This is a genomic window from Variovorax sp. J31P207, from assembly GCF_030316965.1.
Taxonomy (GTDB): domain Bacteria; phylum Pseudomonadota; class Gammaproteobacteria; order Burkholderiales; family Burkholderiaceae_C; genus Variovorax; species Variovorax ginsengisoli_B.
This window is the reverse complement of the sequence record NZ_JASZYN010000014.1, coordinates 150,421-169,694: the sequence shown is the minus strand read 5'-3', so window position 1 is coordinate 169,694 and position 19,274 is coordinate 150,421. Positions and strand designations below refer to the sequence as shown.

At 69.7% G+C, this 19,274-nt stretch carries 17 protein-coding genes; 8 read left to right on the top strand and 9 right to left on the bottom strand.

The window, feature by feature from the left end; translation table 11 throughout:
- Positions 1-374: 374 nt before the first annotated feature.
- Positions 375-1,709: a ComEC/Rec2 family competence protein gene (locus QTI68_RS33040; protein ID WP_286527795.1), complete on the bottom strand. Its 1,335-nt coding sequence runs from the start codon at positions 1,707-1,709 to the stop codon at positions 375-377.
- 13 nt (positions 1,710-1,722) lie between these two features.
- Positions 1,723-5,280, bottom strand: a complete 3,558-nt coding sequence (locus QTI68_RS33035) for a S8 family serine peptidase (RefSeq protein WP_286527793.1) — start codon at positions 5,278-5,280, stop codon at positions 1,723-1,725.
- 152 nt (positions 5,281-5,432) lie between these two features.
- Between QTI68_RS33035 and QTI68_RS33030 the strand changes: the two genes are divergently transcribed.
- Positions 5,433-5,948, top strand: coding sequence for a nucleoside deaminase (locus tag QTI68_RS33030; protein WP_286527791.1), 516 nt, complete (start codon positions 5,433-5,435; stop codon positions 5,946-5,948).
- A 66-nt stretch (positions 5,949-6,014) separates the two neighbouring features.
- A complete protein-coding gene (locus QTI68_RS33025; protein WP_286527790.1) occupies positions 6,015-6,536 on the top strand; it encodes a DUF3016 domain-containing protein in 522 nt (173 codons plus the stop codon).
- 18 nt (positions 6,537-6,554) lie between these two features.
- Here QTI68_RS33025 and QTI68_RS33020 read toward each other — a convergent pair whose 3' ends face one another.
- Positions 6,555-6,968, bottom strand: coding sequence for an acyl-CoA thioesterase (locus QTI68_RS33020; protein ID WP_286527789.1), 414 nt, complete (start codon positions 6,966-6,968; stop codon positions 6,555-6,557).
- A 32-nt stretch (positions 6,969-7,000) separates the two neighbouring features.
- Complete coding sequence (locus QTI68_RS33015; protein ID WP_286527788.1) at positions 7,001-8,185, bottom strand: M20 aminoacylase family protein; 1,185 nt, start codon at positions 8,183-8,185, stop codon at positions 7,001-7,003.
- A gap of 87 nt (positions 8,186-8,272) precedes the next feature.
- Between QTI68_RS33015 and QTI68_RS33010 the strand changes: the two genes are divergently transcribed.
- The 6 genes from QTI68_RS33010 to QTI68_RS32985 are packed head-to-tail and all read left to right on the top strand — an operon-like array spanning position 8,273 to position 14,286.
- Positions 8,273-9,877, top strand: a complete 1,605-nt coding sequence (locus tag QTI68_RS33010) for an ABC transporter substrate-binding protein (protein ID WP_286527786.1) — start codon at positions 8,273-8,275, stop codon at positions 9,875-9,877.
- Positions 9,878-9,883: 6 nt separating this feature from the next.
- Entirely contained in the window at positions 9,884-10,861 is a 978-nt protein-coding gene (locus QTI68_RS33005) for an ABC transporter permease (protein ID WP_286527784.1), read from the top strand.
- Complete coding sequence (locus QTI68_RS33000) at positions 10,858-11,742, top strand: ABC transporter permease (protein WP_286527782.1); 885 nt, start codon at positions 10,858-10,860, stop codon at positions 11,740-11,742. The genes QTI68_RS33005 and QTI68_RS33000 overlap by 4 nt, the downstream gene beginning before the upstream one ends.
- The gene (locus tag QTI68_RS32995; protein WP_286527781.1) at positions 11,739-12,755 is read left to right on the top strand and encodes an ABC transporter ATP-binding protein; all 1,017 of its coding nucleotides are present in this window, start codon (positions 11,739-11,741) and stop codon (positions 12,753-12,755) included. Before QTI68_RS33000 ends, QTI68_RS32995 begins: the two co-directional genes overlap by 4 nt.
- Entirely contained in the window at positions 12,752-13,588 is an 837-nt protein-coding gene (locus QTI68_RS32990) for an ATP-binding cassette domain-containing protein (protein WP_286527779.1), read from the top strand. The genes QTI68_RS32995 and QTI68_RS32990 overlap by 4 nt, the downstream gene beginning before the upstream one ends.
- 2 nt (positions 13,589-13,590) lie before the next feature.
- Positions 13,591-14,286: a phosphoribosyltransferase gene (locus QTI68_RS32985; RefSeq protein WP_286527776.1), complete on the top strand. Its 696-nt coding sequence runs from the start codon at positions 13,591-13,593 to the stop codon at positions 14,284-14,286.
- Between the two features lie 7 nt (positions 14,287-14,293).
- Here QTI68_RS32985 and QTI68_RS32980 read toward each other — a convergent pair whose 3' ends face one another.
- From QTI68_RS32980 to QTI68_RS32960, 5 genes are all read right to left on the bottom strand, one after another.
- Positions 14,294-15,244, bottom strand: a complete 951-nt coding sequence (locus QTI68_RS32980) for a nucleoside hydrolase (protein WP_286527774.1) — start codon at positions 15,242-15,244, stop codon at positions 14,294-14,296.
- A gap of 32 nt (positions 15,245-15,276) precedes the next feature.
- Positions 15,277-16,578 (bottom strand): TRAP transporter large permease, encoded by a 1,302-nt coding sequence (locus tag QTI68_RS32975; RefSeq protein WP_286527771.1) that lies wholly within the window; start codon positions 16,576-16,578, stop codon positions 15,277-15,279.
- Positions 16,575-17,117, bottom strand: a complete 543-nt coding sequence (locus QTI68_RS32970) for a TRAP transporter small permease (protein WP_286527768.1) — start codon at positions 17,115-17,117, stop codon at positions 16,575-16,577. Before QTI68_RS32970 ends, QTI68_RS32975 begins: the two co-directional genes overlap by 4 nt.
- Before the next feature lie 16 nt (positions 17,118-17,133).
- Positions 17,134-18,117, bottom strand: coding sequence for a TRAP transporter substrate-binding protein (locus QTI68_RS32965; RefSeq protein WP_286527814.1), 984 nt, complete (start codon positions 18,115-18,117; stop codon positions 17,134-17,136).
- 144 nt (positions 18,118-18,261) lie between these two features.
- Positions 18,262-19,257, bottom strand: coding sequence for a Bug family tripartite tricarboxylate transporter substrate binding protein (locus QTI68_RS32960; RefSeq protein WP_286527764.1), 996 nt, complete (start codon positions 19,255-19,257; stop codon positions 18,262-18,264).
- Positions 19,258-19,274: the final 17 nt, after the last annotated feature.

Here is a 19,274-nt window from a genome sequence, read left to right as displayed (position 1 = left end):
GTCCGCGCAAACTCGCTTCGCTCAAACACGCGCGGCCCTTTTTCCGCGCACCGCTGCGCTGCTCGGCGGTGCCTCAACGGCCGGCCCAGGGCATACCGCCCACCACCGCTGGTACGTTGGGGTTGCATCGGCGTTGGAGACGTCGCGACGCTTTGAACACCCCTGCGCCCGGCATGCGGTGCGGGACGGGCGATCCCCTCTGCGCCGCTGAGGAGCGCAGCTTCAGGCGGATAAGGGCCGCGCGTGTTTGAGCGAAGCGAGTTTCGCGTGGACCCCGCCTGAAGCGAGCACCGCAAGGCAGCCCGAAGGGCCGGCGCAGTGGGGTCGACTGGCCCGCACCGCTTGCCGGGCGCCCTTCGAAGCGCCGAGCCATCTCAAAAAACATCCACCTCCACATACAACCGCGTCATCCGCGCCCCGCGCCGTTTCGCAGTCGCCGAAAGCTCTTCGTCCGTGCGCACCACGTAGCCCCGCTCGGTGGTCGCCTTGCCGAGCGCCGTGACCAGCGTGTCGAGCGGGATGTCGCCCCATTTCTTCTTCAGCGCCATGGCGTGGTCGACCGGGATCACCGCGACGTCGAGGGCCGTCATCCGCTCGAGCCCGCCGGCCTTCAGGGTCGCGTTGTGGCTGCCGTGATGGCCGACCTTGTAGTAGACGGTGCGCGCGAGCAGGTCCGGGCCGGTGACCGGCTTGCCGCTGACACGCCACTTGCAGTCGCTCCACGTGAGCCAGTTGCCGACCTGGGCGTCGGCGGCGAACAGCAGCACGCCGACATCGTCGAGGTCGATCGCCAGCACGAGGCTGGTGTTGTTGGTCATGCTGTCCAGCGCCAGCGCGAGTTCGGAAGCGTCGTCCATCCAGGCGACATCGATGCGGCGCCAGGCCTCGTCGTTCCAGTAGCGCTGCTGGAAGAAAGGCGTGCTCTGCGCCACCCGGTTCGGGATCCGGAACGCATTCGAGAACGGCTGCTCCTCGGGGTTCGCCAGCGCCTGGCCGATGCTCCGCTCGGCCGCCGCGAGCGCCATGCCGTAGGTCTCGGGCGCCTTGGCGCTCGGCAGCGTCTTCTTGAGCATCTTCATGTCGCGCGGCGGACCCAGCGTGTAGATGCGGCCGCGGAAACCGTCGAGCTCGACCGGCAGGTCCTTCGGGTCGCAATAGCGCGGCCGGGCCACCTTGGCGCGCACCAGCTCCAGCGCCGAGGCGGTGGTGGTCCGTGCGGCGGCGCCGAAAAAGTCGAGCAGCGACGTCAGCAGGTTCGGCTCGCCATCGCCGCCGCCATCGAGCTGCATCCGGACGGCCGCGGCCCGCAGCAGCGCGAGGGCGTTGTCGCGCTCGCCGCGCAGCTGCTTCGCGTCGGCGTCCTTCGGGTCCTCGGTCCAGCCCAGCCAGACCGCGCCGACCTTGAGTTTGGCGAACGACTCGGCGGCCTGGGCGAAACCCGAGACATGGTCCCAGTGCTCGTGGGTCGCGACCAGCAGGTCGATGCTGCCGCCGGTGGCGGCCAGGATGTCGTCCATCACCTCGGTCATCACCGCGCCGGCGTTCGCCGTGCCGAGGATCACGCCGCAGTCGATCATGATCTGGTACTTGGCCTTCCGGGCACCGTAGAGCGTCACCAGGTGGCAGTCGCCGAGGCCGTGGCGGTAGGTTCGCACCGTGGCGCGCGGCGGCTTCTTGCTCGGCGTCGGGGTCTTCTTGGCGGCGGCCATGGTGTGTCCCGTCTCAGTGGGCGCGGTGCAGCAGCGCGAAAGGCTCGGCGTCGTGCGTGGCGAGCCCCGAATAGCTGTTGGGCTGGGCCGCCCGGCGGTCTGCCCACAGCGCCTGCTGCGCCGAGACCCGCGCCTGCTGGTCGACCCGCTTGCGCACCAGGTAGGTGATGGCGCCCTTGCCGATGTCGAACAGCAGGGTGGCGCCGGCGCGGAACACCATGCCGGAGCCGTCGTCGGCATGCAGCGACTGGGTCAGCTCGATCACCAGCTGCGACAGCAGCTGGCCGTCGGGGCCGACCCGGTGCAGCGGGCGGATCGAGTGCACCTCGATGCCGTGCAGCGTGCAGGGCACGGCGCTGCCGTCCGTGCCGGCCAGCGAGACGGATGCCGGTGCGCCGCGGCGCAGGCCGAGTACCGCGAGCTCGTCGTCGTCGACGACCTCCGGGTCGACCAGCCATCCGTGCAGCAGTGCGGCGTTGGCGCGCGCGTCCGTCCAGGCCGCTTCGCGGTCGACCTGCAGGTCCCAGTTCAGCTGCAGCCCGGCGAGCTGGCGTTCCAGGCGCGGGAAGGGCGCCGGCGGCGGCTCCCAGGCGATGGTGTCGACCGACAGCGTGCGCACGTTCTCGGGGTAGATGCCGCGCGCCGCGAAGGCCGAGACGAAGGCGACCCGGTAGCCGAGCGGATCGTGATGCACCAGGTCGCGGTCGGCCGTGACCAGCGCCCGCAGGTAGTCGCCGAAAGTGATGTCGACCGGCGGGCAGTAGTCGAGCGCGCGGATGCACATGCCGAGGATCTGGCTCGCCACCTTGCTCGCGACCTCGGTCAGCGCATCCACCAGCTGTGCCGGCAGGGCGCCCTCGGGCAGCACTTCTGAGCCATGGGTGGCGAGCCGGATCGGCACCTGCGCACGCCGCGTGTAGATCTTCAGGAAGGCGTCGAAGACCGCCGACACCAGCACCGCGCCGCGCGCGTGGGCCTCGGTCGAGCGCTGGTAGTCGCCCTTGTCGGGCGGCGCCGCGGGCTGCCAGACGTTCTGGCCGGTGGCCTCGTCCCGGACCTCCTTGCCGATCGCCTGGCGCAGGGCGCCATAGTGTCCGGTGGCATTGCCGAACTGCACCGCCAGCTTGGCCAGCAGGGTCGGCTGGAACAGGTCGCCACGGGCCCGGGCGACCGCTTCGCGCAGCGAGTCGCCCATCGAGAAATGCTGGAACAGCGCGACGATGTCGGCGAAGGCCTCGTGGAAGGCCAGCACGTCGGGGTTGGTCGCCTCCCGGAAGCGCCGGTGCAGGCCGTCGAGCAGCGCATGGGTGGTCTCGTGGGCCACGATGTCGTGCGACAGGGCGGTGAAGACGTATTCCGACGGTGCCCCGCTGGTCGCCGCGCTCGACGCGAAGTAGCCGAGCAGCAAGGCCTTGCGCTCGGGGCTGTAGTAGGCGTTCTCGGCCCGCAGGGCGTGCGGATGGATGCGCAGCCGGCGCACGAAGCGCTCCGACTGCGGGCCGGCCCGCGGTGCCCACAGCGCCACCCGGCCCAGCGCTCTCTCGAAATGGTCGATGGTGCGCATGGCGACCGCGTAGACCATCTGCTGGTGGAACTGCGGATTGGCTTCCGAAGGGCGCAGGCCGTCGGCTGCCAGCAGGCGCGGATCGTTGAGATCGACCGGGGCGTAGCAGCAGCCGCTGGCCGGATCGACGTCGACCACCTCGAGGTATTCGCCGACCGGGCCGGGCTGCAGTTTCGCCTCCCAGCGCACCTCGGCCACGGTCTCGTTGAGGCCGACCGTGTCGAGGTCGCGGCCCAGCGAGGGGTCATAGGCGTAGATGCGCAGCCGCCGCGCGGCCGGTGTCGGCGGCTGCGGCGCCAGGGCGTGCTGCAGGTGCAGGGCCTCGATGCGGCTCAGCCTCTGCGGCGGGATCGGCAGGCCCGGGTCGGGCGCGGAATGCGACCGCAGGGCCGCCCGCAGCGCCTGCGAGGCCCGCGGATGGTTGCGCAGGGCTTCCAGCACGGCCATGCGTTCGGGCCCGGTGAGCGACAGCGGGTCGACCGCGGGCTCGGGCAGGATGCGCTCGATCGCCGAGCACTGGGACAGCTGCAGGGCCTCCAGCTCCAGCATCGCCTGCGCCGGTGTGGCCTGGGCCTGCAGGCCGAGCCCGGTGAGCACCTTGAACAGCGGGAAGGAGGCGCTGTCGGGCGCCTCTGCCTTCAGTGCGGCTTCGGCCGCGGGCTCGACGGCCAGCGCCTTCACGACCTGCAGGCAACCGCGCCCGAACCTGATCGGGTCGCCGTCGCCGGCGCTGTCGAACAGTGCCCGGCGCACGGCCTCGACCCGCATCCAGGGCTGCGTGTAGCGGCCGCACGCGGCCTTGTTCTTCTGCAGCCAGGTCGCGGCGGCGGCTGCGATCTGCGGCGTGGCCGCGGAGGTGCCGGCCCCGTCGAGGTCGACCACCGTGCCGCAGCCGAGCTTGGCCCACGGCACGTTCGGCGTGTAGGCCGCCATGGCGGTGCGCATCTTGCTCGCCGGCCCGTAGTTGCCGGCCATCTTCGAGGCCGGCAGGTCGGCGTAGGGCTGGTGGTCGGCCATCACGCCGCAGGCCGCGATGACGCGGTTGAACCGCGCCGGGTAGACGACATGGTGCGTGGGCAGGTTGCCGAAGTTGTTGCCGGCCGCGGCCACCACCACCACTCCGGCCTCGTAAAGCGCGTTGACCGCATCGGCCCAGGCGCTGCTCGCGAGGCCGCCCATGCTCAGCGTCACGACATCGACGGCGGTCGCCTGTGTCGCGCACAGCGCATGGACATGATCGAGCGCCTGCGCGATCGCGCTGTTGCGGAACAGCACCACGCGATCGGCGACGCGCAGCGGCACCACCCGGGCGAACGGTGCCGCCCCGAGGCGCGGCAGGCCGCCGGCCGGTGACCCGGCCAGCAGGCTCAGCGTGCCGGTGCCGTGGCCGCGGTTGTTGAACACGCCCGAGGCCGTGTCGGTGGCGTCCCCGGGCGCCTGGTCGTCGACGAAGTTGCGCTGCAGCGCGGTCTCGAGCAGGGCCGGCCGGCTCTGGTGCGCGGGATCGAAGCCGGTGTCCAGGTGGGCGATGCGTACGCGCTGGTTGGCGGGCGGCAGCGTCAGGTCCGCGAGCGCGCGGGCGAACTCCGAATGGCCGTCGTCCTGGTGCCAGAGGGGGTCGTCCGCGCCGGGATAGCCGCTGCTTCCGGTCTTCTGGGCGACGGGCTCGCAAGACGCGGTCAGCGCCAGCGCTTCGGCCTCGGACGAGCCGGTGATCCAGGATTGGGCGAAGTCCGGTTCGGCGAACTCGGGCAGGGCGGCGCCCGCCAGGCCGAGGCCCTGGGTCACCATCGCGTGGCAGACGTCCCAGGGGTTGCCGGCGTCGAGCGCCAGCGCCGGCTCGACGATGTGCCAGCTGGCGCCGGCCGCCAGGCCCAGCCCGGCCGGGGCGCCGATGCTCTGGAACAGGGGCCGGATGCGCAGCGGCACGGCGGCGCCGAACAGCTGCACCGAGGCCTGGCCTGCGGGGGCTCGCATCTTGACGAGAAATCGCTGCGGCTGGGCCATCGGTTTTCCCGCTGGAATGGAGCGATGGTTGTACTCCCTGGCGGGCGCTGCGCCCCTCTGCCAAATGGTCGAGTGAGTCGCCGCGCCGCAACGGCGCTGCCCGTGCGAAAGTAATAGCCTCTGTCTGTCGTCATCCAGGAGTATTCGAAACCATGTCCGGAACAACCCCGCTGCCGCCCCAGGGCCTGCGCCCGACGCACGCGCAGATGCTGCGTCACCTGCGTCGCTCCAACGAGGTGGCGCTGCGCGCCGTCGCGCTGGGGCACCATCCCTTCGGTGCCGTGCTGGTCGGCCCCGACCAGGAGACCGTGCTGCTGGAGCAATGCAACATCGACACCGTCAACCACGCCGAGTCCACACTGGCGCGGGTGGCGGCGACCAACTTCACGCCCGAATTCCTGTGGGGCTGCACGCTCTACACGGCGGTCGAACCCTGCTGCATGTGTGCCGGAACGGCCTACTGGGCCAACATCGGGCGCGTGGTGTTCGCGATGACCGAGGCCGAGTTGCTGGCGGAGACCGGCAGCCATGCCGAGAACCCGACCATGAGCCTGTCGTCGCGCCATGTCTTCGACCACGGCCAGAAGCCGGTGGAGCTGATCGGCCCGGTCACAGAGATCGCGCAGGAGACGATCGCGATGCAGCGCGCGTTCTGGGCCAGCCGCTGACGCAGCGGCCGGGAACCGGGGGACCGCCGCGGTGTCCAACCAGGCCGGTTGTCGACAGGAGGCGCCATGCCCCGACTGCTCGTTCCCACGCTCGCCGCGCTGCTCGTGGCCGGCGCCTCCGCGCAGGCCACAGCGCCCGCGTTGTCGGTCGTCTTCGTGCATCCGGAGCGCTTCACCGATGCCGCCTACTCGCATCCCAACGGCAGCGAGCCCGAGCGGCTCGAAGTCATGCGCGACGTCCAGCGCCACCTGGTGCAGCTGGCCGAGCGCGGCCTGCCGCCCGGCGACAGCCTGCGCATCGAGGTGCTGAACATCGACCTGGCCGGCTGGTTCGAGCCCTGGCGCTTCCGCCTCCAGACCGGCACCTACATCCGCATCCTGCGCGACATCACCTGGCCGCGGATGCGGCTGCACTACACGCTGACCCGCGGCGACCGCGTGCTGGCGGACGCCGACGACGAGCTGTCCAGCCTCAACTACCTCATGACGGTCAATCGCTATTCGTCCGCCGATCGGCTGCGCTACGAGAAGGCGATGATGGACGACTGGTTCGACCGGCGCATCGTGGCCCGGGGGTCCCAGGACTGAATCCGCCCTCCGGGCAACCTATTCGCAGAGCCGGCGGATCTCCGGCGGGATCGGCACCGCCCGGATGCCGCCGCCTTCGCGGGCGGCGGCGAAGATGCGGACCTCCTCGCATTCGAGGATCAGGTCCTCGCCGCGCGTCACGCGGTAGGTCTGGACGAAGCTCTTCTCGCGCCACTCGCGGATCGCGGCCGCGATCTGCAGCGTGTCGCCGTAGCTGGCGCTCTTGACGAAGCGGGTGTGGGTGTCGACCAGCGGCGTGCCGATCACGCCCAGCGTGCGGGCCGTTTCCTCCCAGCGCGGCACGCCGCGCTCGGCGAAGAAGTGACGCGATGCGGCGTCGATCCAGCGGAAGAAGTTGGGAAACCAGACGATGCCGGCGGGGTCGCAGTCGCCGAATTCGACGCGGACGGTGTAGGTGACTTCAGGGTTCATGGTGGCGAGAGTCTATGCATCCTGGAGGGCGTTCAACGCAGGTAGGCCTGCACCAGGGACACCCAGTAGCTCGCGGTGCTCGGCAGGATCTCGTCGTTGAAGTCGTAGCCGGTGTTGTGCACCATGCAGCCCGGACCGCTGCCGGGCTTGCCGTCGCCGTTGCCGACGATGAAATAGCTGCCCGGCACCGCGTCCAGCATGAAGGCGAAATCGTCGCTGGCCTGCAACGGCGCCATGTCCGGGATCAGCGCCTTCTCGCCCATCGAGGCCAGCGCCACCTGGCGCGCGAAGTCGGTGGCCGCCGCATCGTTCACGCAGGGCGGCATCTTCCATTGGTAGTCCACCACCGCGCTGGCGCCATGCACGGCGGCCTGGCCTCGTGCCATGGCGGTGATGCGCTCGCGCAGGAAGGCGCGCACCTCGGGCCTGCGCGCCCGAACCGACAGCTTGAGTTCGGCGCTGGTCGGAATCACGTTCGGCGCCTTGCCGGCGTTCATCGCGCCCACCGTGACGACCGCCATGTCGTTGGGATCGACCTCGCGCGACACCAGCGTCTGGAGCGCCAGGATCAGGTGGGCCGCGACCATGATCGGGTCGACGGTGGTGTGCGGCATCGCGCCATGGCCGCCCTTGCCCTCGATGGTGATGACGACCGTGTCCGACGAGCTGTAGATGACGCCCGGCAGGAAGCCGAACTGCCCGGCCGGAAAGCCGGGCTCGTTGTGATAGGCATAGACCGCATCGCAGGGGAAGCGCTCGAAGAGACCGTCCTCGACCATCTTCTTCGCGCCCATCAGGCCTTCCTCGGCCGGCTGGAAGATCAGGTTGAGCGTGCCGTCGAAGCCCTTCGCGGCCGCCAGAACCTGGGCCGCCGCGAGCAGGGTGGCGGTGTGGCCGTCGTGGCCGCAGGCGTGCATGGCACCCGGTTTCCGGCTGGCCCAGGACAGGCCGGTGGTCTCGGTCATCGGCAGCGCATCCATGTCGGCGCGCAGGCCCAGCCGCTTGCCGCCCTGGCCGAGCTTCAGGCTGCCGACCACGCCGGTGCCGCCCAGGCCGCGGTGCACCGCATAGCCCCAGCGCGCCAGCCGCTGGGCCACCAGCTCGCTGGTCTGGAACTCTTCGTAGCCCAGTTCGGGATTGGCATGGATCTGCCGGCGCAGGCCGACCATTTCCTCGGTCGACGCCTGGATGCCTGGGTGGATGGGAACGGAAATCATCGAAGCCGCCTTGATGCTGCAGTGGACTCGCATTTTCCACGCCAATAATGGCGGGCCCATTGGCCTCGAAATTGCTGTCCTAGAACGATGACCGATTCCACCCACGATTCTTCGCCCCTTTCGCTGACCCGCCGCCAGTTGAGCCTGGGCGCGCTGGCCCTGGCCGGCAGCCTCGCCACCTCGCGCTACGGCCGTGCGGCCACCGGCAAGGGCACGGCGGTGCTGGCCATCGACGCCGACCCGCCGACCCTGAACCTCGGCACGACCACCGACTTCGCGGCCGGCGATGTCTCGGCCAAGATCCTCGAAGGCCTGGTGTGGCTGGACCCGCAATACAACCCCAAGCCCTCGCTGGCCACGGCCTGGACGGTCTCGCCCGACGGCAAGACCTACCGCTTCACCTTGCGCCCCGGCGTCAAGTGGCACGACGGCAAGGACTTCACGAGCGCCGACGTCAAGTTCACGCTGCTCGAGGTGGTGGGCAAGCTGCATCCGCGCGCGGCGCCGGTGTTCAAGGGCCTGGGCGTCGAGGTCGACACGCCCGATCCTCTGACCGTCGTGGTGCGGCTGCAGAAGCCGTACGCGCCGCTGCTGTCGCAGATGACGGTGTTCGACGCCCCGATGCTGCCGCGCCACCTCTACGAGGGCAGCAACATCGGCACCCATCCGGCGAACCAGAAGCCGGTCGGCACCGGCCCCTTCAAGTTCGGCGAATGGAAGCGCGGCGCCAGCATCAAGCTGGTGCGCAACGACCAGTACTGGGACGGCGACAAGCCCTTCCTCGAATCGATCATCTTCCAGGTGATTCCGCAGGCGGCCAACCGCGTGCCCGCCCTGCAGACCGGCGAGATCGACGAACTGCTCGACTTCTACACGCCCAAGCCCGAAGTCCCGCGCATCCTGGCCGACAAGAACCTGGCACCGCGCCGCGGCGTGAACATTCCGGCGATCTATTTCCTGATGTTCAACACCCAGTCGCCGCTGTTCTCGAAGATCGAGGCGCGCCATGCGGCGGCGCTGGCGATCGACCGGCAGCGGCTGGTGAAGCAGGCCATGAACGGCATCGCCCGGCCGGGCGCCGGCGCCTTCGGCGACGGCTTCAAGTGGCTCTTCAACGACGAGGTGAGCTACGCGAAGAAGTACCCGCTCGACCCGGCGCGCGCCAAGGCGCTGTTCGAGAAGGCCGGCGCCAAGCCGGGCGGCACGACCTTGCGCATGCCCTTCGACGTCAGCCGCGCGCAGATGCGCGCGCAGTCGCAGATCATCCAGGACAACCTGCGCCAGATCGGCATCGAGGTGAAGCTAGAACCGCTCGAGCGCTCGGTGTATTACGACCGCGTGTTCGCCAAGCGCGACTACGACATGATGCTCGGCTCGTACTTCTCGGCCGGCGACCCGGCCATCGGCTACACCCGCCTGTACAACAGCTACACCGGGACCGCGCCCAACACCAACGCCAGCGGCTATTCGAATCCGAAGGTCGACGACCTGCTCGCCCGGGCCGCGACCGCCACCGACCGCGAGGCCCGCGCCAAGCTCTACAAGGAGCTGCAGGTGATCCTCAACGAAGACCTGCCGACCCTGGTGCTGTTCGACGAGGAGACGGTCGACACGGCGAGCAAGAAGCTCACGGGGGTCTTCCCCGCGCTCGATGCGCGCGACCAGTGGGCCGGCGTCAAGCGGATCGACTAGTCGCCGATGTCCTCCTTCATCCTGCGGCGCTTGCTGCACGCGATCCCGCTGCTGCTCGCGGTGGTGGTGCTCAACTTCCTGCTGATCGCCTTCACGCCGGGCGACCCGATCACCTTGCTGGTGGGCGACTTCCCGGCGCCGCCCGAGTACCTCGACCAGATGCGCCGCGAGTTCGGGCTCGACCAGCCGGTGTGGGTCCAGCTGCTGCGCTACCTGGCCAAGGTGGCGCAGGGCGACTTCGGCTATTCGTTCGCCAACCAGCAGCCGGTGGCGACGCTGATCCTCGAACGGCTGGGCGCGACGCTCGAACTCACCCTGACCGCGCTTGCCTTCGCCAGTGTCATGGGGATCGTGTTCGGCGTCGTCGCGGCCCGTTCCGCCACCCGCCCTGGCCGCGGCCTGGTCGACTCGGCGATCCAGGGCGCCTCGTCGGCGGGCTACGCGATTCCCGACTTCTGGCTCGGCCAACTGCTGATCCTGGTGTTCGCGATCTGGCTGGGATGGCTGCCGTCGCAAGGCAACAACCCGGTGCGCGGCACGCTGCCCGGCTTCGACGGCTTCGTGCAGCACCTGTCCTACCTCGCGCTGCCGGCCTTTGCGCTGTCGCTGCGCTACCTCACGCTGATCACGCGCATCACGCGCGCCGCGATGCTGGAGGTGATGAACGCCGACTTCATCCTGGCCTCGCGCTCGCGCGGCGCTTCCGAGTGGACGGTGGTGGTGGTGCACGCGCTGCGCAATGCCGCGGCGCCGGTGCTCACGGTGATCGGCTACAACGTCGGCTTCGTGCTCGCCGGCTCGGCGCTGATCGAGGCCGTGTTCGCCTGGCCCGGCATCGGGCGGCTGCTCTACGAATCGATCTCCAAGCGCGACTATCCGGTGATGCTGGCGATCCTGCTGATGGTGTCGGTCACGGTGGTGATCGCCAACCTGGTCACCGACATCATCCACCGATGGATCGATCCCCGGATCGAACGCGCATGAGCGACCCGATCACACTGACGATGACGGCCCCCGCGGTGGGCACGCCCTTCCAGAAGGCCGGCTTCCGGCGGCGCTTGCTGCGGCGACCGACGACGCTGCTCGCGCTGGCTTTCCTCGCGCTGCTGTTCGGGCTGGCCGTGTTCGCGCCGCTGGCCACCGGCCACGACCCGCTCGGCGGCGGCGACAGCGCGCTGCTCGAACCGCTGTCGCCGGGCCACTGGCTCGGCACCGACGACCTGGGCCGCGACATCTGGGCCCGGGTGGTCTTCGGCAGCCGCATCTCGCTGACCGTCGGCGTGCTGAGCGCGCTGATCGCGGTGGTCGTCGGCGTCGTCGTCGGCGCGCTGGCGGGCTACTTCGGCGGCTGGCTCGACACCTTGCTGATGCGCATCGCCGAGTTCTTCCAGACGCTGCCGCGCTTCGTGGTGGCGCTGATCGTCATCGCGCTGTTCGGCACCAGCGTGCTGAAGATGATCGTGGTGATTGCGGCGCTCTCCTGGCCGCAGCTGGCGCGGGTGGTGCGGGCCTCGGTCGCCGCGCTGGCGCAATCGCAGTTCGTCGACGCCGCGCGGGTGGCGGGCATGGGCCACGGCGCGATCATCGTGCGCGAGATCCTGCCCAACGTGGCGGCGCCGATCATCGTGCTGGGCTCGCTCGACATCGCGATGGCGATCCTGATCGAGGCCAGCCTGAGCTTCTTCGGCCTCGGCGATCCGAACCACGTGTCCTGGGGCGCGATGCTCAACGACGCCCAGCAGTACCTGCGCAGCGCCTGGTGGATGTCGGCCTTCCCGGGCCTCGCGATCGCGCTCACCGTGCTGTCGTTCAATGTCTTCGGCGACGCGCTCAACGACGCCCTGAATCCGCGGGGGCCCAAATGAGCGCTGCGGATCTGCTGCTCGACGTGCGCGGGCTGTCGGTCGACATCGGCCAGGGCGCGGCCGCGCTGCGCGTGGTCAACGACCTGTCGCTCACGGTGCGCCGCGGCGAGGCCGTGGGCCTGGTCGGCGAATCGGGCTCGGGCAAGTCGATGACGGCCTTCGCGTTGATGAACCTCTTTCCGTCGCCGCTGGCGCGGTTGGCCGCCGGGCAGGTCCTGCTCGAAGGCCGCGACCTGGCGCGGCTGCCGGCCGCCGAACTGCGGGCGGTGCGCGGCGCCTGCGTGGGCATGGTGTTCCAGGACCCCACCAGCTACCTCGATCCGCTGATGCCGGTCGGCCGCCAGATCGCCGAGCCGCTGCGCGCTCACGGACGCACCGACGGGTTGGAGGCGCGCGTCCTCGAATTGCTCGACATGATGGAGTTGCCGCACGCCGCACGGGTCGCGCGCCAGTATCCGCACGAACTCTCGGGCGGCATGCGCCAGCGCATCCTGATCGCGAGCGCGCTGGCGATGCGGCCCGCGCTGCTGATCGCCGACGAGCCGACCACGGCGCTCGACGTCACGGTCCAGGCTGAGATCCTGAAGCTGCTGATGCGGCTGCGCAAGGAACTCGACCTCGGCATCCTGCTGATCACGCACGACCTGGCGGTGGTGGCCGAGACCTGCCAGCGGGTCAACGTCATGTACGCCGGCCAGGTGGTCGAGGCCAACGAGGTCGCGCCGCTGTTCGCGGCGCCGCGCCATCCCTACACGCAGGGCCTGCTGGCCAGCATCCTGAGTCCGCGGTCGCGCGCGCATTCGCTGTTCTCGATTCCGGGCAGCGTGCCGATCGCCGGCCACTGGCCCGCAGGCTGCCGCTTTCATCCGCGCTGTCCGATCGCCCGTGCCGGCCTTTGCGACAGCGGCACGCCGGCGCTGCGAACCCGAGGCCCCGGTGCCGACCGCTGCCTGCGCAGCGACGAGGCGCTGGCCGCCGACGCCTGGCAACGCAACGAGGCCGCGCCATCATGAACGAGGCGACCCCGATGCTGCTCGAAGCCCGCGATCTCAGCCGCCTGTTCCCGGTGCGCGCGAGCGGCGGGCTGTTCCGCGCCCGGCAGATGCAGCGCGCGGTCGACTGCGTCTCGCTGTCGATCCGCGCCGGCGAGGTGCTGGCCCTGGTCGGCGAGAGCGGCAGCGGCAAGACCACGCTCGGACGCATGCTGCTGGGCCTCACGGCGCCGAGCGAAGGCACCATCCTCTACAAGGGCATGGATGTCGCGACCCGCTCCGGCGAGGCGGCGCGCAGTTTTCGCCGCGAGGTGCAGGTGGTGTTCCAGGATACCGGCGGTTCGCTCAATCCGCGCCGCACCATCGGCCAGAGCGTCGCCCTGCCGCTGACCTGGCACCGCGGGCTGGACGCCCGCGCGGCGGCGGTCGAGGTCGATGCGCTGCTCGAGCAAGTCGGCCTCGCGGCCGCGCATTTTCGCCACCGCCTGCCGCACGAGCTTTCGGGTGGCCAGCGCCAGCGGGTGGGGATCGCCCGCGCGCTGGCATCGAATCCGGCGCTGATCGTTGCCGACGAGCCGGTGTCGGCGCTCGACGTCTCGGTGCGGGCGCAGATCCTCAAGCTGATGTTCGACCTGCAGCGCGAGCGCCAACTGGCCTATCTCTTCATCACCCACGACCTCGGCGTGGTGCGCGCCATGGCCGACCGCGTGATGGTGATGCACCAGGGCCGGGTGGTGGAGAGCGGCGATGCGGACGCGGTGCTGAATGCGCCGCGCGACCCCTATACCCAGCGCCTGCTGGCCGCCACGCCGGTGCCCGATCCGTCGCGCCAGCTGGCGCCGCAGCTGACTTGAAGATGACCCGACATTTCACCGAAGCCACCACCGAGCACTGGCAGCGCATCGTCGCGGCCGATTCGGTCGAGCGGCCCGAGGCGCCCTGGCGCTTCGGCTATCCGGCCCGCCTGCCCGACGGCCGCGTGCTGATGCTGCCGATCCGGCCACTCGCGCACGAGCCGTCGCATGCCGTCGCATCGCTGCTGGTCAACCACGCCTCGCTCGAGGTGGTCGACACGCTGGGCGCCATGCTGGCGCAGCGGCTGGCCCCGCAGGCGCCCGAGCTGGTGATCGGCCTGCCCACGCTGGGGCTCACGCTGGCGCCGGTGGTCGCGCGTGCGCTGGGCCATGCGCGCTATCTCCCGATGGGCTACTCGCGCAAGTTCTGGTACGACGAGGCGCTGTCCGCGCCGGTGCACTCGATCACCTCGCCGACGCCGGGCAAGCGCATCTATCTCGACCCCCACCTGCGTCCGCTGATCGAGGGCAGGCGCCTGGTGCTGGTCGACGATGCGGTCAGCACCGGCACCACGCTGCTCGCGGCCTGGGAGCTGATCGAGTCGCTGGGCGGCGATGTGGTGGCCTGCGGGGTCGCGATGCTGCAGGGTCGCCGCTGGGTCGACAAGCTCGGGGCCGAGCGCGCCGCGCGGGTGGTCGGCGTGTTCGAGAGTCCGCTGCTGAAGTCGGTGCCCGACGGCTGGGTGCTGCGGGACTAGCGCGGGTTCATCGTGCAGCGCGCGCCAGCGCGTCCAGCACCACGCGGCGCAGCAAGGCCTCGTCGGCCACGCTGGCCACCTCCGCATTGGCCGCCGCGCGCCTCGGCACCCGCCACTCGACCACGGTCATGCCGCGGGTGTGCTCGCCCTGGCATTCGGCCACCAGGTGGGCCGGCCGGAAGCTCATTCCCTTGGGCGCCACCAGCGCAGCGGCGGCCGTCGGGTCGTAGAGCGACATCGGCAAGGCGCCCGCCGGGCTGGCGATGCGCACATAGCCGAGCAGCAGGTCGGCCAGCAGCTCTGCCTTGTCGGTGCCGGCGGCGCGCAGGGCCTCGGCGTCGGCCGCGTGCACGCGCACCTGCCGGCAGGCATCGAGGCCGACCATGTGCAGCGCCACGCCGGCGTCGAGCACCGCATTGATCGACTCGGGGTCGACCGCGGCGTTGAATTCGGCAGCCGCGGTATGGTTGCCCGGACCGGCGCTGCCGCCCATCCACATCAGCTGGCCGATGCGCGCGGCCAGCGCGGGGCGGGTCTGCAGCACGCGCGCGATGTTGGTGAGCGGCCCCAGCGCGAGCAGCGTGACCGGCTGGTCCGCGGCCGAGAGATGATCGATCAGGGCGGCCACCGCGTCGCTCGATGCCAGCGCGGCGCGCGCCCGCGGCAGGCTGCGTCCGGCCGAGGCCATGGCGTCCGCGCCGAGGATGTTCTGCGCCGTGACCAGTTCGCCGACCAGCGGCCCGTCGCTGCCGGCGTGGATCGGAAAGTCCCAGCCGAAGCAGGCGGCCGCGCGCAGGGCGTTGTCGACCACCACTTCGAGCGGCGCATTGCCCGCCACCAGCGACATGCCGTCGACCCGCCAGGGCGGCGTCTGCGTGACCGTGAGCACGGCCGCCAGATCGTCGAAGCCCATGTCGGTGTCGATCCAGGCGGAAGTCGGTGCGTTTGAAGGATGCATGCGCGATTGTGTCGCCTGCCGGGCTGGCGTTCTCAACCCATCTTGGTCGGCAGCCAGAGCGCGATGATCGGGAACGCGATCAGGATCACCAGCCGCAGGATGTCGGTGAGGATGAAGGGCAGCACGCCCTTGAAGATGGTCGTGAAGCTCACGTCCTTGACCACGCTCTTGATGACGAAGACGTTCATGCCCACCGGCGGATGGATCAGCCCGAGTTCGACCGTCATCACGATGATGACGCCGAACCAGATCGGATCGAAGCCCAGGTGGACGATCACCGGGAAGATGATCGGCACGGTGAGGATGATCATCGCCATGGCGTCCATCAGGCAGCCGAGCACCAGGTACATCAGCATGATCAGCGCCAGCACGCCGTAGCGGCCGATGCCCAGGCTGGTGAGAAATTCGGTGAGCTTCTGCGGGCTCTGCGTGATGGTGAGGAAATAGCCGAACAGCAGGGCGCCGATCAGCACCGTGAAGACCGCCGCCGCGGTGCGGGTGGCCGACAGCAGCGCCTCGCGGATCTTCGGGCCGTCGAGCTTGCGGCGCAGCAGGCCGAGGATGAAGGCGCCGCTGGCGCCGACGCCGCCGGCCTCGGTCGGCGTGAAGAAGCCGCCGTACAGGCCGCCGATCACGAAGATGAAGAGCACCAGCGGCGCCCAGACGTTCTTCAGGTCGGCCAGCCGCTCGGCCCAGGGCCGGAGCTGGCCGGCGGGCAGCCAGTCGGGCCGCACCCGCACGATGATCGCGATGGTCATCACGTACATCGCCATCGCCAGGATGCCCGGCACGATGCCGGCCATGAAGAGCTTGCCGATGTCCTGCTGCGTCAGGATGGCGTAGACCGCGAGCACGGTCGACGGCGGCAAGATGGCACCCAGCGTGCCGCCGGCCGCGATCACGCCGGTCGAGAACGACTGCGGGTAGTTGAAGCGCCGCATCTCCGGATAGGCCACGGCCGAGAAGGTGGCGGCGGTGGCCACCGACGAGCCGCAGATCGCCGCGAAGCCGCCGCAGGCCAGCACGGTGGCCACGCCGAGCCCGCCGCGCAGATGGCCGATCATCGAGTTCGCGGCCTTGAACAGTTCACGGCTGACCCCCGACACCGACACCAGCGCGCCCATCAGCATGAACATCGGGATGACGCCGAAGGTGTAGTCGGTCACGGTGCGCATCGAGGTCTGGCCGACCAGCTTGAGCGCCGGGCCGGGGCCGACGATCCAGGCGTAGCCGGTGACGCCGACCAGGCCCATCGCCATGCCGACCGGCACCCGCAGCAGCATCAATGCGAACAGGACGACGAATCCCAGTACTGCAATCGCATCGGTGCTCATTCGTCCGCTTTCATTTCAGGCTTGGTCTCTTCGAGCAATTCAGGATGGAAGATCAATCGATAGGTGCGGATCGCGATCAGCACCACGGCCGAGACGTCGCCGAGCCAGGCCACCGCGTAGAAGGGCCAGGTCGGGATGTTCATGTCGTAGGTCAGCACGTTGTCGACATAGGTGCCGCGCACCTTGTCGAACAGCATGGCGGTCTGCACCGCGACCACGAACAGCAGCACCAGCGTCGCGAAGACGTCGATCCAGCGCTTCATGCGCGGGCTGGCGGCGGTCCAGACCAGGTCGACCGTGATGTGGCCGCCGCGGTAGCTGGTGGCCGCGATGCCCCAGAAGATCAGGATGCCCAGCAGCATCCGGCCGAAGTCGTAGGAGTCGGGGATCGAGGTGTTGAAGAACTTGCGCAGCACCACCGCCACGAAGATGTTGAGCGCGACGATCCCCACGAACATGGCGGCCAGCCACTCGATGGAATTGATCATCCGGTCCATGACCCCCACGCGGGGCTGGGTCGGCGCGGCTGCGTCGTTCATTCGATCCCCGCCCGGCTCAGAGCGCCGACTTGTTCTTGGCCAGGCTGGCCTTGAGCGCGTCCATCACGGCCTTCGGGTCCTGGCCCACCTTCTTCACGCCCTCGGCCCATTGCGCCTCGCCGGGCGCCGTGGCCTTGCGCCAGGCGTCGAACTGCTCGGGCGTGAGCTTGTAGATCTCGTGGCCCGGCTGGCCGGCGATCTTGGCGCGGCCCGCGAACTCGAAGTCGGCCCACGGCGTGGCGACCTTCTCGGCCCATTCGCTGGTGCAGTGGTCGTCGATGACCTTCTTCTGCGCCGGCGACATGCTGTCGTACTTGCTCTGGTTCATGGCCCAGACGAAGGGCGTGACGTAGAGCGGCGCATCCATGTGGTAGCTGACCACCTTGTCGATGCCGAACAGGCCGATCGAGCCCCACGGGAACGTGATCGCGTCGGCCACGCCGCGCTCCAGCATGTCGCGCGACTCGGGCGCCGAGGCCTGCACGTTGGTGCCGCCCAGCGAGGTGACCATCTGGCCGATGGTGCTGGTCGCGGGGCGGATCTTCATGCCCTTGATGTCGGTCGGGAGCGTGATCTTCTTGCGCGCGTGGAAGGTGCCCGGGTCGTGCACGAAGGCGAAGCAGAACTTCACGTCCTTCATCTCCTTGGCCGCGTAGGAGCGGTACCACTCGTCGATCGCCGCCGAGCCGCCCTTGCCGTTGGCGAACAGGAAGGGCAGCGATGCGCCGGCCATGATCGGGAACCGGCCCGGCTGGTAGCCGGGGTTGATGTAGGCGAAGTCGGCGATGCCGTCGCGCGCCATGTCGTAGTGGTCGAAGGCCTTGCCGAGCTGCTCCGACGGGAACAGCGTCGCGGTGATGGTGCCGTTCGAGGCCTTCTTGATGTCGTCGGCCCAGGCCTGCAGCGACGGATTGAGCGGATGCTGCGCCGGCACCCAGCTCGACATCTTGAGGTTGACCGGCTTGTCCTGCGCCAGCGCCGGCAGGGACGAAAGCACCATCGCGGCGGCGAGCACGGCGAGAGGTCGGATGCGCGAGTTCATGAAAATCTCCTGGCTTGATCGGTGGGTGTGTGACGAAGGCAACCGGTTATGTTTTATAAGAACAGTGTGGGTGCCGCCATTCGCGTTTACCTTGGGACTGCGTCAGTCCGCCTGGATGTCGCGGTCCTTGATGAGCTGGCTGAACACGACGGTCTCCTTGCGTGCGATGCCCTTGAAGGCCTCGGCCGTCATCGGCGTCGCTTCGCCGCCGACGTCCCGGAACCGGCTTCGCAGGCCTTCGTTGGCGAGTGCCTTGTTCACGGCCTCGTTGAGCCGCTGCCGCACTTCGGGCGGAGTGGCGGCGGGGGCGAAGAGCCCGAACCAGGTGTCGTAGTCCATGTTCTTGTAGCCGCGCTCGGCCAGCGTGGGCACGTCGGGGAACAGGGGCGAGCGCTGGCCGCTGGCGACCGCCAGCATCTTGAGCTTGCCGGCGCGCACATTGGCGAAGGAGATGCCCGGATCGAAGAAGAAGTCGATCTGGCTCGCCAGCAGGTCCTGCAGCGCCGGCGCGGCGCCGCGATAGGGAACGTGCACCGCGTAGATGCCGGCACTCTGCTTGAACAGCTCGCCCACCAGGTGCGGCGTGCTGCCCGAGCCGGCCGATCCGAACGAGAGCTTGCCGGGGTGGGCCTTGGCGTAGCGCACGAACGATTCGACGTCGCTGGCCGGCAGGCCCGGTCGGGCCGTGAGGAACAGCTGGATGCGGCCGGCGGCCGCGACCGGTGCCAGGTCCTTCGCCGGATCGAAGGGCATCTTGCTGAACAGGAAGGGATTCACCGACTCGATGCCGGTGCTCGTCATGGCCAGCGTGTAGCCGTCGGCCGGCGACTTGGCGACCGCATCGGCCGCCACGTTGCCATTGGCACCCGCACGGCTCTCGACGACCACCGGCTGGCCGAGCGTCTCGGACATCAGCGGCGCCATCGAGCGCGCCATGATGTCGGCCACGCCGCCGGGCGGGAAGCCGACCAGGATCTTCACGGGGCGATTCGGCCAGGCCTGGGCGAGCGCGGTGGCCGGCACCGCGAAGGCCAGGGCCATGGCGGCGCATACGGGCAGCAGGCGTCGCCGGAAGCGGTCGGTCCGTTTTTCTTGCATGGGGCGTCTCCTCTTTC